This window comes from Terriglobia bacterium, assembly GCA_035712365.1.
Taxonomy (GTDB): domain Bacteria; phylum Acidobacteriota; class Terriglobia; order UBA7540; family UBA7540; genus SCRD01.
The window spans coordinates 54,695-71,885 of record DASTAW010000032.1; the positions used below are offsets into that span (position 1 = coordinate 54,695).

General features: G+C 58.0%; 11 protein-coding genes, 1 pseudogene and 1 riboswitch. Of the genes and pseudogenes, 5 read left to right on the forward strand and 7 right to left on the reverse strand.

Translation table 11 applies throughout. The features are described 5' to 3' along the window. Positions 1 to 187 precede the first annotated feature (187 nt). The 6 genes and pseudogenes from VFQ24_09410 to VFQ24_09435 form a co-directional block, all read right to left on the reverse strand. The gene (locus VFQ24_09410; protein HET9178559.1) at positions 188 to 2,236 is read right to left on the reverse strand and encodes an alkaline phosphatase family protein; all 2,049 of its coding nucleotides are present in this window, start codon (positions 2,234 to 2,236) and stop codon (positions 188 to 190) included. 177 nt (positions 2,237 to 2,413) lie between these two features. Then, positions 2,414 to 2,611 (reverse strand): annotated as a pseudogene (locus tag VFQ24_09415) (SDR family NAD(P)-dependent oxidoreductase). 28 nt (positions 2,612 to 2,639) lie between these two features. Next, the gene (locus VFQ24_09420; GenBank protein ID HET9178560.1) at positions 2,640 to 3,635 is read right to left on the reverse strand and encodes an aldo/keto reductase; all 996 of its coding nucleotides are present in this window, start codon (positions 3,633 to 3,635) and stop codon (positions 2,640 to 2,642) included. Between the two features lie 132 nt (positions 3,636 to 3,767). Then, on the reverse strand, positions 3,768 to 4,460 hold the full coding sequence (locus VFQ24_09425; GenBank protein ID HET9178561.1) for a hypothetical protein: 693 nt from the start codon (positions 4,458 to 4,460) through the stop codon (positions 3,768 to 3,770). A gap of 216 nt (positions 4,461 to 4,676) precedes the next feature. Next, complete coding sequence (locus VFQ24_09430) at positions 4,677 to 6,002, reverse strand: glycosyltransferase family 87 protein (GenBank protein ID HET9178562.1); 1,326 nt, start codon at positions 6,000 to 6,002, stop codon at positions 4,677 to 4,679. A gap of 173 nt (positions 6,003 to 6,175) precedes the next feature. Beyond that, positions 6,176 to 9,715, reverse strand: a complete 3,540-nt coding sequence (locus VFQ24_09435; GenBank protein ID HET9178563.1) for a TonB-dependent receptor — start codon at positions 9,713 to 9,715, stop codon at positions 6,176 to 6,178. 433 nt (positions 9,716 to 10,148) lie between these two features. Continuing rightward, positions 10,149 to 10,212, forward strand: a riboswitch (Fluoride riboswitch). Positions 10,213 to 10,269: 57 nt separating this feature from the next. Here VFQ24_09435 and crcB point away from each other — a divergent pair. The 5 genes from crcB (at position 10,270) to VFQ24_09460 (ending at position 13,474) form a co-directional block, all read left to right on the forward strand. Continuing rightward, a complete protein-coding gene (gene crcB / locus VFQ24_09440; GenBank protein ID HET9178564.1) occupies positions 10,270 to 10,644 on the forward strand; it encodes a fluoride efflux transporter CrcB in 375 nt (124 codons plus the stop codon). 45 nt (positions 10,645 to 10,689) lie between these two features. Next, complete coding sequence (locus VFQ24_09445; protein HET9178565.1) at positions 10,690 to 11,010, forward strand: DUF190 domain-containing protein; 321 nt, start codon at positions 10,690 to 10,692, stop codon at positions 11,008 to 11,010. Positions 11,011 to 11,026: 16 nt separating this feature from the next. Beyond that, entirely contained in the window at positions 11,027 to 11,479 is a 453-nt protein-coding gene (locus tag VFQ24_09450; protein ID HET9178566.1) for a hypothetical protein, read from the forward strand. 71 nt (positions 11,480 to 11,550) lie between these two features. Beyond that, positions 11,551 to 12,072, forward strand: a complete 522-nt coding sequence (locus tag VFQ24_09455) for a transposase (GenBank protein HET9178567.1) — start codon at positions 11,551 to 11,553, stop codon at positions 12,070 to 12,072. 139 nt (positions 12,073 to 12,211) lie between these two features. Then, the gene (locus VFQ24_09460) at positions 12,212 to 13,474 is read left to right on the forward strand and encodes an MFS transporter (protein ID HET9178568.1); all 1,263 of its coding nucleotides are present in this window, start codon (positions 12,212 to 12,214) and stop codon (positions 13,472 to 13,474) included. Between the two features lie 139 nt (positions 13,475 to 13,613). Here VFQ24_09460 and VFQ24_09465 read toward each other — a convergent pair whose 3' ends face one another. Beyond that, the gene (locus VFQ24_09465; GenBank protein HET9178569.1) at positions 13,614 to 17,141 is read right to left on the reverse strand and encodes a TonB-dependent receptor; all 3,528 of its coding nucleotides are present in this window, start codon (positions 17,139 to 17,141) and stop codon (positions 13,614 to 13,616) included. Positions 17,142 to 17,191: the final 50 nt, after the last annotated feature.

A 17,191-nucleotide genomic window follows, 5' to 3' on the forward strand; every position in this document is an offset into this window, starting at 1 on the left:
GTCATGCTGAGCCCGTTCGCCTTCCATTGCCGACGGCCCCGAACGAAGTGAAGAGCCTGTCCTGAACAAAGCGAAGGAGGCTCAGGGTAAACTCCGCCCATCATCTACGGATTGTACTGAGAATCAACAAAGCAGGTCCTTCGCTTCGCTCAGGATGACGTGGCGTAGGGGTCGTTTCAGCAACCCGTTAGCGTTGAGCTTGTGCCGTTGCAGCGGGTGAAAGCGTCCAGGGTTTGCCGTCGAACTTTTCGGAAGAATGCGCGCCGAGCAGCTTGAGGACGGTAGGCGCAACGTCCATGAGGCTGGGATCGGAGGAATCGAGTTTGCGGTTGATAAAGAGTACCGCCTGGGTGTCTTTTGGGTCGGAGGCGCAATGGTCGCCGCTCCACTTGCGCGTGTTGGGAACCACAATGTCGGGCGGGATGGCTCCCAGCGAGGTTTCCCAGGAAGTCCGATAACCGGGCAAAAAATTGAGCTGAAGTTCGGGCGCTTGATTGACGTAGGCCCCATGGTCAATTTCATGGCCCAGTGAAACGTCTTCAAGCACGGGCTTGTTGGTGCGCGGGTCGCGGAACGCCAGAAGCCTGGCGCGGATTTCTTCTTCCACCTGGCGGGCCTGCTGGCCGGGCTCGATGATGCCATAACGCTCACGCCCGTAAATGTTCAGATAGATCTGGCCCAGGCCGAGCGCGTAGGCTTTGGTCCGGCTCCAGTCAACGTTGGGGAAGAAGTTGGAGTGGCTGTAGAGGTTTTCCAGGCTGTACTGGTTATCCTGTGCCTCGGGATTCTTGAGGACCATGTAGCCGTTCTTCACCAGCCACGTGTTCGTGTTAAAGCCGTAGTTGAAGGCGTGGAAACCGTGGTCGGAAACGACAATCAGCGTGGCGCCGGGCTTCATGTTTTTCTCAACTTCGCCCACCACTTTGTCCGCCGCCTGGTACACCTGCAGGATGGCGTCTCCGTATTTTTTTGCAAGCGCGGGATCGTAGCGGGGGCTCGAGGGATCGGTCAGCCGCCAGAACATGTGCTGGACGCTATCCGTGCTGGTGTAGACGGTCACCATCAGGCTGGGAGGATTGTTCTGGAGCTGGTCCAGCAGCATCCTGGTCAGCTTATCCATGGTGTGGAACAGGTCCTGGAGAAATACGCCTTCGTCGATGCGCTCCTCGTTCAGCGCCCAGGTGTCGTGCCACCAGCCGAGCGTCTTGAAGTCTCCCCACTTCTGGGCCAGTTGCTTGCTCCAGCCGGCGGGATAAGTGACTGCCAGAGCGGGGTCCTTCGGATCGATGTTTAGCGGCGACATGTAGATCCGCAGATTGGGCGATGACTCGAGAACGTAAAACCGGCTGATGGCGCGGACCGACATAAACATATTGATGGGAAACTTTTCGCTGAACCAATTGCTCCAGTGGCCGCTGGCGACTGTTTCCGACTGGCCGTCCAGTTGAATGGCGACCGATTTGCCATCCGGCGACAACTGAAATTCCACCGGGATTGAAATCCGCTTGTACTCATCGGTTGTGGGATCGACCGGTCCTGAGATTTCGCTTTTGGCGCTGCGGCCGTTCATTTCCAGGCGGACCAGCATCCCGCCGAATTCGGTGCTGCCGGCCTCTTCCGCAGGCAGGTTGGAAGCAAAGTAGAAGAATGTGCCCCAGGTCCCGCGGATGTCAGGAACGCCCAGCCCCGCCATCAGCTTGCCGCCGGGCACCGGTGTGGGCGGGAATTCGAGCGGCATCCTAAGCACCGTGGTCTTGTAACCGGCATCGGCGGCCTCCTCATAGAAAGGAGTCCCGTGCCGTTGGTTGGTGACCTTGGGGCCCTTGATGGGAATCAGGCCAAAAAGGAATTTGGGTTTTTCCTGGGCTACCAGGCCGATCCGGGGAAGATAAGTCTGAGGGTCGCGCGCAAGAAAATCGTAGATGCCGGTCCCGCCCGGATTCAATCCTGTCGCGAATGCCGCCCAGGCCACGGGCGATTCCGGAGGGTTGGTGGTTCCCAGCTTTGCGAAAGTGCCGGTCTGGGCCAGACGCGCGAAGTTCGGCAGCTTGCCTTCCTGCATCCACTTGGCGGCAAGATCGGGCGACATTCCGTCGAAGCCGAGAACGACAACCTGGTTCTTAACAGGAAGGGTAGCTTTGTGGCTGCACGCGGAAGTGGCCAGGATGAGAGCGGCCAACACAAGCGCCAGGGAAGGAATTCCGGCGGACGGTCTCAGTTGTTTTCGCGAGCCCAAACGACGATTCTAATATTCCCCAGGCCCGAACGTCGAGACAAATTTAGCCCTAAGCGCTCGCAGATGGAGCATGCTGATCCCGTGGCGTCTGGCGTTTGTACAACGATAATTGCCTGGAACCTGAAACCAATGCTCCATGAGAATCACAGAGGCCAAACATCAGCCTTCGCGCCAGCCCGATACGTCACAGCGGACGGCCAGTGTCTTGTGACCTTGATCGGCGATCTCCTTGGCGGCGGCTTCCACTTCCTTCTCGTTCCAGTCCGCCAACACCACGGAAGCACCTGATTCAGCAAACGCCTTCGCTGTGGCGAGACCCAATCCGGATGCAGCACCTGTAATGAGTGCAACTTTGTTTTCAAAAGAAATGTTCATAACGAGCTCCTCACTTTTCAATTGCCACTCACCGGCCTACCAACTGTTCCAAGTTCTTCGGATAACGAGCTCCTGCAAGCCTGATCTTTGAGGAGGCGTCTTCGAGGGCGCGCACATCGCCGGGGGTTAGCTCAACCTGCGCTGCTCCGAGATTTTCTTCCAGTCGAGCCAGCTTCGTTGTGCCCGGAATCGGAACAATCCACGGTTTCTTCGCAAGCAGCCAGGCGAGTGCGATTTGCGCAGGGGTCACCTTCTTCTGTTCTGCGAAGGACCTCACCAAATCGACTAATGCCTGGTTCGCTTTGCGATTCTCCGGGCTGAACCTTGGAACGCTGTTGCGGAAATCAGTGCTATCGAACTTCGTGTCTGCGTCGATCTTGCCTGTCAGGAAGCCTTTGCCGAGCGGGCTAAACGGAACGAAGCCAATCCCAAGCTCTTCAAGCGTTGGCATTACCGTCTCCTCGGGCTCTCGCCAGAACAGCGAGTATTCGCTCTGAAGCGCAGCGACGGGCAGAACAGCGTGTGCACGGCGGATGGTCTGCGCTCCTGCTTCTGAAAGCCCAAAATGTTTAACCTTTCCTTCCTGGATGAGTTCCTTCACTGTTCCCGCAACATCTTCGATGGGCACGTTCAAATCAACGCGATGTTGATAGAACAGATCGATGGCATCGACCTTCAACCGCTTCAGCGACGCCTCCGCGACCTGTTTGATGTGCTCCGGCCGACTGTTGAGAGCATTCCATTTTCCGCCGTCAGCGGGATTGGCTTCCCAGCCGAACTTCGTCGCGATCACTACCTGACCACGGAACGGAGCAAGAGCTTCGCCCACAAGTTTTTCATTGGTGAACGGGCCGTAAACTTCGGCGGTGTCGAAGAATGTGACGCCACGCTCGACTGCGGCTTGTATGAGGGAGATCATCTCCTTCTTGTCGGCGGCAGGGCCATAGCCAAAGCTCATCCCCATGCAGCCGAGTCCAATGGCCGAGACTTCCAAGGTGCTTTTTCCAAGTTTGCGTTTTTGCATTTTCTAAACTCCTCTGACAAAGTTCGGGTTTGGAACATGTGTGTGTTTCTCCGTACTTCGATGGCTTGCAAGCTATTTCAAAACCCTTCGCAAGGCGATCATGAAGCAGGCGATACGAAAGTACACCTGCCATTACTTCAATCGTGAGTAGGAGCGATCGAGCGTAAAGGACATCGTGCCGACCGCTTTTTCGGTATACGCGGTAAGCGCCTCGCGATAGAAATTCAGGCTGCGTTGACGGATGGACGCCTCCTGAACATTCGGGTACACCACGTGGTTGGTCTCATGGAGAATGACGCTCAGCAGCCGGAGGCGGTACTGCTTGGCGTGAAATTCTTCGAGCCGGCTGCCGTCTAAAAATTTCGCGTCCAGGGCCGTGTCGCTGAGCGGCAGGGCCTGCCATTTGAGGATCTGCTCGCAGGCAATGTCCAGTTCACCGGCATGTTCGCCTCCGAAGGCATCGTGGGGCACGGTGAAGGGACCTTCGCTGACGGCCGCGTGCCGGTGTCCCAGGCATCCGCACACGTTGGTCCGCTGGAGCTGGATGATGACCAACTGCGGGGCTTGGATGAGGGTCTCATCATAAGGTTCCCGGCACCTGTCGGGCACCTCCATCCAGTCGCGTTCCAGAGTGCGGACTACTTCTGCAGCACGCCCGGCATCGCGCGCGCGATGGGCAATCACGTAGAGCGGGCGGGGGCGGTCAGGAAGCGCAGCCAGCAGGTAGCGGCGCCCGCGCAGCCACTCGCGCCACCGGAGGGTGCGAGGGCGCGAATCGAGGTGGTTCCAGATGGCCGCTTTCAAGTTTGCTTTTTCAGGGCACACAGGGCCTCCATCCTCCTCAACCGCTCTGCTGGGTTCGTCCGCCGGCCTGTTTGCAACCGCTACCCAACCCCGGCAACTCTCCGGCCTGTTTTTTGGGAGACCTCCAGCCCTTATCGTAAACCCATATACGGCGGCGATGCCAAGGGAAAGGCTGGTGATGAGGACTGATGAAAGTGCAGGGCCGGACCCCGCCACGCGCCCGGCGCTGACGCCGCTTCATGTAGCGTTGGCGATTGGACCCGCGACATTTTCGTAGCCTGGCTCCTGGCTCCTATTCGCATGCAGCCTCAGTTCCCGGCTGAGCATGACAAGGAAGAGCAGGATCGGCCAGAAGAACAGATACATCAGGCCATGGCGCATCAGCAGCAGGTAGATCGGGCTCAGGTAGAAGAAGGCAATGAGGGCATAGACTGGAAGCCGCCGGTGGCCCGTGAAAATCTCGTTCTTGATCGACCGATTCAACACCAGGACGAAAGGGATGAGAAGCAAAGATAGATCGTGCAACTGCAGGTGATAACTGACCAGAATCGACACCACCAGCGAAAGACTGAAGCCCAGGTCAAAATCCATTTCTGAAAGCGCGCGGCCCAGCGGCCACTGCCTGACGGCCCACAACACTGCGATGGTCGAAAGCAAAACGATGAGCGGTTTCTCGAAACCGTGGGGCATAAAGCCAGGAGCCATCATTTCGACGGCGCCGCGAATGTTGGGCATGGTGTTGGACAAGATGCCGAGCGCGCTCTGAACGCTGTGCGAAGACAGGCCCTTCACGAGGCTGGAAAGAAATGCGGCGTAAGACAATGTCCCCCGAAATCCCGCGACCGGAAGTGAAAGCACGAACAGAATGGCCGAGGAAATCGCGAAGCCCGAAACTACTTTCCACCGCCGCCACAGAACAAACGGAACCAGAAAGGGTATGGCGTATTGAAACTTGAAAAGAGCAATCGCCAGAAAGCAACCTGCTTTGAGTTCGTGCCTCTCCTTCAGGCTGGCGAACACGAGCGTGAAAGCCAGGAGGAGTAGAAGAGAATCCTGTCCCTGAAGCAAGTCAACAAACACCGGGAAGAAGCCAATGAATGCCAGGACCGGAAGGGGAGTCCAAACGGCTTTCAATTCCGCCATGTATGGCCAAAGCAACCATACCGTCAGCGACAAAACCATAAGGCTGAAAGCCAGCCAGATGATGTATGCCGTCGCGTACGGGACGTAGGCGAGGGGGAGATACAGCAACGCCTCGAAAGGGGGATGATCATAGATGAGCGTTCCGCTGCGGGTAGTTACGTTCGGGTATAAGGCCGATTGCATTTGGCCCTGTGCAGCGATGTCATAGAGTTGGGATGACTGTCCGCTCCGAACCATCCTGACCGCGCTGTAGAAAGCAGAAAAGTCAGCCGAGCCCTTCAACGCGTCATCTTTGGCGCGCCAGAAGAGCATCAAGTGGAATAGCAGCAGGAAAGCGAAAAACGCAAAAAGAATCGGATGCAGGTTCCCTTTCTTCATAAAAGGTGGAACTACTTTAGGGTCAATGATGGCGGGTGTCAAGCTGACTCAACCTGCGGACGGAGCGGAGGATTGAAGGTGGTAATTTCGCGTGAACCGGACATGGCCTTGCGAAGAGCTCGAAGAGAATTCATCGTAACCTGCAATGGCGTGCTCTGTCTGATGCAGAGTGGTTGCAGGGGCACGGCGTGGCGTGCCCCTGCTCTCGAACGGCACTAGAAGGACAGCTTCAGGCTGAATTCAAATTGCCTCTCGTCGATGCCTTCCCGCGCCAGGTCCTGCACACCGCTCACCGTCATAAAGCTTCCTGGGTCGGTAACAACGTGAGTGACGGGGTCAAAGGCATTGGCATCGCTCAGCGTGTTGTCCGGAGCGGCAAAGTGTGGCGTATTGGTGAAGTTGAACGCATCCATCCTGAACTGAAGTTTGAAGCGCTCCGTCAGGTTGAACATGCGCTGAACCGAGAAGTCGTAGTTGGCGGCTCCCGGCGCGCGCAGGAGGTTATAGCCCGTAGTACCCAGGCGAGCTGCATCCGGATTTGCAAAGGCGAAGGGATCGTAGAAGAAGGCATTGGGATCCACGGTCCCTATCTTCTGGATAGTGGATTTGACCTGGTCGGCCGTCTGGTTACTGCCCGGGGTATTGAAGCCATTGCCATTCGAATAGATGGAGAAGGGCGGACCCGAGAGGAAGCTAGCCAGGCCGCTCAACTGCCACCCGCCGACGATGGCGCTGCCGACGCCGCCGCTCGAAAGCCACCTCTTGCCTTTGCCGAACGGCAACTCCCATACGTGGAGAATCTGGAGGTTCTGCGTGCGGTCGTAATCCGTGACAGTCTGATTGAGGTTCATGAGATTGAAGATCTGGAGTTTCTCATCACCCGGGCTGCCATCGCTATTGTCAATGTTGGAGATGGCCTTGCTGTAGGTATAGTTCACCTGCAACATCAGCCCTCCGGTGAAGCGCCGGCTGAGGACGGCCTGGAGAGAATCATAGTGCCCGGAGCCGACGGGCACGATGTTGATGGTGGGTGCGGTCCGGCCATATTTTGCGAAGAGGGGCTGCCCTGCGGAGCCAGCGCCAATGACCTGTCCGGCGTTGGTATCAAGGAAGCCCAGCAGTCGAGTCTGACGTGTGGCAACGTAGCCAACTTGTCCTGTAAAGCCCCACTTGAGTTCCTTCTGGAGGGTGAGGTTCCAGGATTGGACGTATCCGCGGTCAAACTTCTTTGACGGATATCCTGCAAAGGCAACGTCAAGAGGAACGGGGATTATGCCATTGCCAAGATTTGGAGTGGCGATGGCAGGAACACCTGTTGCAAGAGATCCTGAAGGAAGTAGTCCCCCCTTTCCGCCTGCCGGAAGAGTGTTGGTGTCATGCGTGGGGACGGAAATTGGGAAGTTATTGCGGTTGGGCTCCATCGCTTCATAAGGGTCAACGGTCAAGCCGTAACCGGCCCGAATGACAAAAGTGTCCGAAAGGCGATAGGCAAATCCAACGCGCGGCGAAAAGAGTTTCTTGCTGATCTCGACGCCGCAGCCAGAGGGCACGCTGCCAAACCCGCAGAGCTCCATGGTGTTATTGGATGGTTGGTAGACCTCGATTCCCCGGCCCAGGTCGGGGCGGGTGGGCATGGGATAATACTCCCAGCGCAGGCCGTAATTGAGGGTCAGGTTCTTATTGACATTCCACCGGTCCTGAACGTAGAGGGAATAGAGGTCCGCGCGCTCGTGGTAAGCCTCTGGAATCTGGAAGTTTCTTCCCATGGTATCTGGCAGCCCGAGCAGTAATGACGCGATCGCGTTGTCACGCGATGTGTCTGTGGTGCCATTGCAAGCGCCACCGCCGCCAGGCGACGTGCAATTTGCAGTGACGCCCTGGCCGAAATTAAATCCTCCCTGGGAGCCATAACCGCCGGAGAGGTCTTCCGCCTGCGTCTGGTTGAGGGTCTGGGTGTACCAGTTGACCCCAAACCGGACGCTGTGGGGGCCTTTGATCCAATTGAAGTTGCCCACAATCTGCTTTTGCGGATCGTGGCGGTAGTAGGGCATAAAGTTATCCACCTGGCCGATCGTGGAAAACCCGTCCATGTCAAATTCCGGCCAGCCAGTTTCAAATGAGCGCGTGCCGTTCGTGCCGGGAATTCCCAGCACGTCACTACCGATATTCGTTCCAAGGTCGTTTTGCACTGAGCTTGTGCCTTGTTTCGCCCAGCCAAAATGAGCGTCCATCAGGAAATTGGGGCTGAAGGTGTAGGTCCCCATGATGGTCATCCGGTAAGTATTCCCATAGCCCTTGCCAGGGTTCCCTCCCTGCCCAAAAGCGGGTCCGCCGCCAGCCACTCCGAAAGCGGTCGGGGTGATGTTGATGTAATGAAGCATTCCGAATGTACCGATCAGGTTCATCTTGGAATTGACGTTGTAATTGATCTTGGTGTCCACCTGGTTGCGGTGGAACACGCGGTCGCCATTCGTAAAGAAATCGCGCTTAACCCCTCCGCGGTCGGGAAGGGGGACAAAGGAAAGGATGTGTTGAGCGATGGGGTCGAGCCGCGAGGTGGGAATCATGTTCAGGCACTGCGCGCTGGCGCAGGCGGCATTGAAATGGGCAGTGTCATTCGGATCATTGGTCGCAAAAAACTGCGTCCTGCCTGAACCGTCCGCATTCCCGGTCATCGGGTCATAGATATCCGTCCCCGAGTCCGACAGGTCGCCGTTGCGCATCGCCTGCGTCGGGACGGTTTGGAATGTTTGCGCGTAGAAGTTGTTGAAAAGGCCTTCGTAGCTGCCGAAGAAAAAGAGCTTGTTCTTCACGATAGGCCCGCCGACCGAGCCACCGAAGTCATTGTAGATGTACTTCGGCTTGTTGCCGACATTGTCGCCCGCGCCGTCAAAAAGGTCCGGCCAAGCCTTAAGGTGATTGTTGTTGTGGTACTCGAAGACGTCGCCATGAATCTGGTTAGTCCCACTCTTGGTCTCCACGTTGATGGCGGCGCCACCGGCAAAGCCCTGTTCCGCTTCGAAGCTGTCCGTCGCCACGTTCACCTGTTGAATGGAATCCAGCGTCGGGACGTAGGAATTGACGTGCGGCAACTGGACGTTGTATGTACTCACTCCGTCAATCTGCGTGTTGTTCTGGTTGTTGCTTGTCCCGTTGACGTTGAACGAAAGCGAGCGAGCCGGATTGGTTGGATAGGAGTGGTTGTTAACCGGCGGGCTGAAGCCTGGTTCGGCGCGATAAATCTGCTGATAGTTTCTTCCGAGCGGAACGGGCAGGTTTGTAAGCGTTGGAGTGTCAATGTTGGCGTGGACCTCGGAAGTGTCGGTCTGGAGGATCGGCTGCGCACCCGTGACCTCAACGGTCTGGGTGACCGCGCCAAGGGTTAGGGTAATGTCGGCGCGCTGCACAGCATTAATCGTGACCGGAACGTCGGTCCGCTTATAAGTCTGGAATCCCTGTTGGGCGATCTGCAGGGTGTAAGTTCCGGCTACGATGGTTGAGAACGTGTAATCGCCCGAACTATTGGTTGTGGCCTGGGTGGAGATGGTGGTGCCCTGGTTGATGATGGTAACTTTAGCTCCGGGTACGGCGGCACCGCTCGGGTCGGCGACATGGCCCACCAGCGTGCCATACAGGACCTGTGTTATCCCGGCCCGAGGAGCGGCCAGAATCATGGCAAAAACGAGACCGGCGAATACCACACTGCATACGAAGGTCGAAACCTTCCTGCAGCAACTAGAGTCGTTACGGCTCATAGCGTCTATCCTCCTAACACTCACACTTCGTCGCATGGTTACTTGACTCACTCGCCCCAGGCTAGACAGGAGGCGCATCAATGCGCCAACATGCAGCCACAAGCGCCTTCTACATCGTCTCCCTTATCGTTGGCGACTAGACTACCTGTGCCCAGCGCTTAATGACCAAGACCCGACGCATGACTACCAATACTATACCGAACTTTTTACCAGCGAGCGGGTCAGGTGTCAAGCTGTTTTTCAGGCTGAAGAAGTATTTTTTCAAGCGCATTTTCGACGTGGAATGAAATAAAAGTCCTTTCTTTTGATGGGCTCCCAAGCAATATTGACTACAATTGTTTCCGTGCGCGGAACTTATTTTCCTGACGGTAAGCGAGCATCACGGCAAAAAGCAGAAGTGCCTCCCGCTTTTCCCGTAGTATACTGAAAACGACAAAAACGAGGCGATGGAGTTCGCCGAAACCGTCCTGTACGGGACTGATGACTCCTGGCCGCCAGCGGGCGATCAGGAGTTTTTTTATGGAGCGTGCTGGTGTGCGGAAAGGCGACAAGGTTTGAGAATCTTCCTGTTGATATTGTTCGGCTCCGTAGGTACTCTCGCGCGATACGCCATAGGCGGCATAGTGCAGCACCGCGCCGGATCTTCATTCCCGGCGGGCACGCTGGCTGTGAATCTGCTGGGCTGTTTCCTGCTGGGCGGAGTGGCTGAATACGCGCTCCAGCATCTCTCAATTCCTCCTGACTGGCGCATCGGCATCACGGTGGGATTTTTCGGGGCATTCACCACCTTTTCAAGCTTTGCCTATGAGAGTTCGCGCATGATTGAAGACGGCGATTGGATAAGGATGGTGGTCTACGTAAGCGTCAGCGTGGTGGGCGGACTGTTGCTGACAATGACGGGAATTCATCTGGCTGATCTTATTTCATAGGAGGATACCGTGGAACACCAGCGATTCGAGGGCGAGCGGACCCTCATGCGAATCCACATCGGCGAATCGGACCGCTGGGAAAACAAACCGCTCTATCAGGCGATTGTTGAATTGTTTCGTCACGAAGGATTTTCAGGGGTCACGGTGCTGCGTGGAGTGGGCGGTTACGGTTCCAGCAGCCGCGGCCGCGGCCTTTACCACACCACCAAAATCCTGCGCCTCTCGCAGGACCTGCCGATCGTGATTGAGACGGTCGAGTATTCCGAGCGCATTGAAAAAATCCTTCCCAGACTGGATGAAATGGTGGGCGGAGGACTCATCACGCTCGAGAAGGTCCGCGTGATTCTTTACCGCTCTGCGAAGTGAATGGCAAGCCCAGGCTATGGTTGCGCGAGGAACTTCCATGGCAGACCAGCCGCTCGAATCCCTGATCAGCCGCAATCACCGCCGGGTGATCTCGGTCCGCCTGCGCCTTCTTGAGGAATACTCCCTCAACCTGCTGGAACTCTTCGAGCCGCTTGAGACGGAACTCACTTCGCGCGTTCCGCTTCCGCAGGGAATGGCAGAGAAAATGGAACGCGAGATCGCTGCCCTTCGTTCCATGATTCGCGCCATGAAAGCCGAGCTCGGACTCGAGCATTGCGAGCGCAGCGCGCCCCGTGAGGCGGCGGCGCTTGTCTCCACCATGATTACCTACATCGAAGAACTACATCCGCGCTATCTGAAAGGATACGGATTGATGCCGGATCCCATCAGCCGTTATCTCAAAGACCGGCTCAAGGGACTTGCGGATGCGCTCGACAAAATCAGCCGGACGCTCCGGGATGGCGGGTAGCGAGGACCGCCGGGTTCGCGGTCCGCGGTTCTTCCCTGGTATTCCCACTCACGATGTCGTATTGTATCGCTGTGTCCAAGCTGCGTCGCCCGTTCCTGTCCGACCGATATTTCTTCATCACGGTCCGCCTGCTCAGGCGGCGCACGAAACTCGCCGACGCCGACTTCGGACTCCTGGCGCGGGCCTTTAACCGTGCGCGCGCTTTGCACCCTTTCCTGCTGACCGCCTGGGTGTTTCTACCCGATCACTGGCACGCCATCTGCGCGCCGCATCCGACGGCGACGATTTCTCTGATCGTCAAATCCCTCAAGCAAAGCTCCACGATGGCCATTAACCGGCGCCGTGCCGCGTCGGGCGAGTTGTGGCAGCCGCGCTTCTTCGACCGCGCCCTGCGGACCGTGCGGGAATACAGCGAGAAGGTTGAATACATCCACCTGAACCCGGTTAAGGCGGGGCTTGTTCGCCGAGCGGAAGACTGGCCGTGGTCGAGCTTCAGCGAATACGCAGGCATGCCGGCGGACAAGCAACGCCAGCGGTGCGGCCTCATCATCGACCGCGTCAACATGCCTCTCGATCCCCGAACGCCTATCTGATTCATGGTTCGCCCTCGTGCTCGATTCCAGCCAAAGGACGCGGACCGCAAAATCGGCGGTCCTCGCTACCCATTGCTGCTAAAAAGTGGATGAGTTTATTTGACGCACGACCGGGTGTTTTTGTGGAAGAGTGTTTAGTGTGAACAAGGCTAACACAAATCACGCGGCAGCGACGGGAAGTGGTGGACGGGTTGAGCAGCCGCCGGCAAAGTGGCTCAATCGGAACGTCGTGGGGATGGGCCTCACCAGCCTGCTTTCCGATGTCAGCCATGAAATGGCCACGGCGGTGCTCCCCGGCTTTCTGGCGGCCATGGGAATTTCGGCCGCCGCGTTGGGGCTGATTGAAGGCGTGGCGGACGGCGTGGCCAGTTTCGTCAAGCTGGCTTCGGGATGGCTTTCCGACCGTGCAGGGCGCCGCAAGCCGATTGCAGTGGGCGGCTATTTCGTTACTGGAAGTTCGACAGCACTTTTTGCTCTGGCCGCCGGCTGGCCGCTGGTGCTGTTCGGACGCGCCCTGGGATGGGCCGGCCGGGGCATCCGCTCGCCGGCGCGGAACGCCATTCTGGCGGCCTCGGTCCCTGCGGAATCGCGCGGCAAGGCGTTTGGATTCGAGCGAGCGGGCGACACAGTGGGAGCGATTCTCGGTCCGCTTATCGCCGTGGCTTTGCTGGAGCGTTTTCAGGCGCAAGCCGCCAGTCCCTCCGCCCCCTTTAGGACCATCTTCCTTCTTACTCTGATTCCAGGCCTCGCTTGCGGAATTGTATTTTCTCTGCTGGTGCGCGACAAGCCTGTTCCCGGCGCGCGGACAAAATTCTTTACCGCGCTGAGCCGGCTGCCGAACAGCTTCCGGCGGTTCCTTGTGGGCGTGGGAGTTTTTGGCATGGGCGACTTTGCTCACACCCTGATGATTCTTGCCGCCACCGAGCTTTTATTGCCCGCACACGGCACGGCGCGTGCCGCCGAAATCGCCGCGCTGCTCTATGTGGGACACAACGTGGTCTACGCGGCGGCGTCGTACCCCGTGGGAGCGCTTTCCGACCGGCTTGGGCGGCGAGGCCTGCTGGCAGCCGGATACCTGGTGGGCGCGCTCGTGGCTGTGGGCCTTGTCGCGGCGTTTGCCTGGCGACTGGCATCAATTTCTTATCTGGCTGGGGTGTTTGCTGTTGGCGGGTTCTACATGGCCTTCGAAGAGGCGCTGGAGGGGACCTTTACTGCGGACATTATTGAACCTGAAGTCCGCGGCACCGCTTACGGCCTTCTGGGCGCCGTAAACGGGATCGGCGATCTCGGAGCCAGCATTGTGGTGGGCGGCCTGTGGACGCTGATCTCGCCCGCCGTGGCTTTCGCCTACGCCGCAGCCGCCATGCTGGCAGGCGCCGCGCTTGTCTATCGTTTGCGGTGAGTAGATTCGAGCATTAACCAGTTGAGGATGCCTGGCTATCGGTATCGCGTCAGGGACGAAACTCAATGAAGCGTAGTTGGAGAAAAAAGAGGGCGCCCCGATGAGATCGAGGCGCCCAGGATTCCAAGACCCAACGCCACTAGAAGCTCAGCCGCAAGCCAAAGCGGTATTCCCGAGAGCGGCCGCCGGCAAAAGTTCTGCCCCCGGAGTCCGTGGCTGAAACAACCCCGAAGTTCCCGCTGTTAACATTCCGGTTTGCGCGATCGAAGTGCGGAGTATTGCTCAAGTTGAAGGCCTCCGCCCGGAACTGGAGAACGAACTTTTCCGTGATCTTAAAGTCGCGGTAGAGGCTGGTGTCCATGTTGACCACGCCGGGCCTGCGCAAGGTGTTCCGACCCACGGTGCCAAACCGCACGTCTGTTACGGGGACGAACGACGAGGTGTCAAACATTCTGCAGCCTTTGTCCGGACCATAACAGCCAGTATAGACGAGCGGGCTAACCTGGTCAGGTGTCTGCTGGTTGTCCGGCATATCCAAGGAGGAATCGGAAGCGGTTAGTGTGTCCCGTCCCCCCATGAAGGCGCTGAAGATGCCGTTGATTTGCCACCCGCCCAGGATTGCCTGCGCAGGGCCACCTCCCTTGGCAAACTTCTTGCCGGCGCCGAAGGGGAATTCGTACACATAGCCAAGCTCGAAGTTGTGGGGGATGTCGTACGAAGCTGAGGCGTAGTTGCGACCCCAGGCCAAATTCGAGGGCCAGATGGTTTCGGTCCAGTCAGAGTAATCGGCCATGTCCATGGCATGCGAATATGTGTATGCGCCCTTGAGCAGCAGGCCGCCCGTGATGCGCCGGTTGAGGCTGACTTGCAGCGAGTGGTAGGAGCTTCCCAACCTTCCGTCATACTCCCTTGTTGATGCCGTGCGCCCGAATCGGGTGAAGAGCAACTGCCCATCGAGGCCGGCGCCGGGTATTTGCCCGGCGTTGATGTTGCGGAACGCGAAGTCTCTGACGGATCTGGTCCCTACGTATCCAACCGAGACAACCGTCTCGCCCGGCAGCTTGCGTTCGATAATGAAGTTCCACGACTGGATGTAGCCGCGGTGCAGGAGCGAGTTCGCCCTGGGATAGCCGTCCTCCGCCGCGTTCGGCAACGGAACCCCGCCTTCTTCGTTGATGTTGAAGTTGAGGATATTTGGAATGCCGACAGTGGAACCCAATGGCGCGTTCGGGATACCGTCCGCCACATAGGTGGGGTCCGTAGTGACGGGTGCGAAGCCGTTGACGCCCGAAAAAGACCCTACAACCGTCAGCGGGAACCAGCCACGCAACGCCTGAGCGCCAAACGGGTGCGGCTGGTAAGTGATGCCGTAGCCGCTCCGGATCACCGTGTCTTTGGTCACCTGATAGGCGAATCCGATGCGGGGAGCGAAAAGCTTCTTGCTGAATTCCACCCCGTTGTCCCGCGGAACGCCGCCCCGTCCGCCGATCAAGGCGGTGTTGGTGGTGGGGTCATACGATTCGATTCCCAGGCCGGCGGAGCGCCTGCGGTTAGGATAGAGCTCCCAGCGCACTCCCAGGTTGAGGGTGAGCTTGGAAGTCACGCGCCAGCGGTCCCGGACATAGAGAGCGTAGATGTTCTCCAGGCTGTCCATCTTGATTAACTGGCTGCTCTTTGCCGAATCACTGGGTACACCCATCAGAAACGAGGCCAGACTGTTCTGGCTGTTCTCAAAATCCGGCGTGTCTCCCTGGAATCCCACACTTGCTTCGAGAGCTGCGGGGTTCAGGGCTGCCACCCCGGAACCGAAGGTAAAGGCGCCGCGCGGCCCTTCGCCCAGCTCCGGCTGGAAGTGGTTCATCAGGTTGTGTATGAAGTCGAAACCGAACCGGATCTCGTGATTGCCCTTCACCCAGCTCGCGTTGGAGTTGAAGGTGTACGTCTGATCGTTGCGGCGGCAGGGGTTCCAGCCTTCCGGATTGCCCATCTCGGTCCAGTCGGTATAAAACGTGGGCATGCCGGCTTCGAGGGGGGTGGGGCCGTTGGTTCCTGGAATCCCCAGCACGTCCGAGCCGAAGTTGACGCCGCTGAGTTCGTCAGGGGGGTCGCACTGCTGGCCAAACCGCGTCCAGCCGAGCGTGGCGTCAACCAGGAATGTGGGTGTGAGCGTATAGGTCTGCCCGATACCTGCAATCTGCGTGCGCGTGTGACACCCACCCAGGCCGCCATCGCCGATGTCGGGGCCGCCGGCTGCGCCCAGTTGGGACCCGGCGGCATCGAACCTCGCAATCATGGTGCTGTACTTGAACCAGAGCTGGTGCTGATCATTCCGGTTCCAGTTGACCTTGGCGTCGTAATTGTTGCGGTTCAATTTCTGCGTGCCGGAAACAAAGTAGTTGTCGAAATCTTCAGCAGCAGGCTGATTGGGGGCAGGAACCAGATCCAGCAGCGTCATCATGGGCCCATTCAGCCGGGCGGCGGGAATCAAATTAATTATCCCATTCGAGGAAATCACGGAACGGCCCGTGCCATCGGGGTTTCCTGTGTAGGGATCGAAGACCATCCCTTCCTGCAGCGGCACACTGCCGCCTTCGGTGGTAGGAACCATGATGGGATTGCCCGAGGCGTCATTAATTTGAGCGCCCAAGAATCGGGACAAGTCGCCACCCCGGAGGTCAAGGGGCGGGACCGATGCGAGTGCAGTCTTGTTGACCCGCTCAAAAGTGCCTTCCCAGTCGCCAAAGAAGAACAGCTTGTCTTTTTTGATAGGTCCGCCGATGCTCCCCCCGTCGAAGTTCATGATGGTTTTAGGTTTTCGGTTGACACCGACGCGATTCTCATCCCAGGTGAACGCCCGGGTGACACTGTTGTTATGGTAGCCAAATGCGCTGCCGTGGAACTGGTTGGTCCCGGACTTCGTCACCACGGTGACTGCCGCCCCGCCCGTCATTCCCTGCTCGGCATCGAAGTCGTCGGTGGAAATGTTGACCTCCTGAATGCTTTCCACCGGCGCGATGTACGCCGCGTGGTGAGGCAACGTCACCAGGATATTGGCTGAGCCGTCAAGGCGCTGGTTGTTTGCGCCACGCTGCTGGCCGTTGATGTTGGTTGAAAGAGCTCGCTCCGGGGTATCGGCCTCAGCGTTCTGAAAGCGTGCCGGTGTGGCGCCTGGAACGAGATTCAAAAGAGTCTGGTAGTTGCGGAAGCGGGAGAGCGGCATGTCGTTCACGACCTCAGCATTGATGCTTGTTTTTACGTCCGAAGTTGACGTTTGCAGGACGGCTGTGCTGGCCTCCACAGTAATGGCTTGAGCCACCGCACCCACCTCCAGGCTGGGATTGATGCGGGTCACGTTGTTGATCGAAATACCGATACCGGTTTGCGTGTACGATCTGAAGCCACTCTTGCTAACCGAAAGATCGTAGGTTCCTTCCAACAGGTTCGCAATCGAGTAGAAGCCCGAGGCGTCCGTGGTTGTCTCGCGCGTGAGGCCCGTGTTGGCATTCTTAACCGTCACGGCCGCATCAGGCACCACAGCGCCCGACTGGTCACTTACGGTTCCAACCAGCGAGCCGTAAAGCACCTGCCCTTTGGCCTGCTGGGCTAAAATCGGCGCCAACATGCAGCCGGCGCCCAAAGCAAAAGCCAGCAAGAATCTCTTCGCCATGTTATCTCCTCCCAGTAGCGGTTTACGCCCAGACGTTACACGACGCTCAG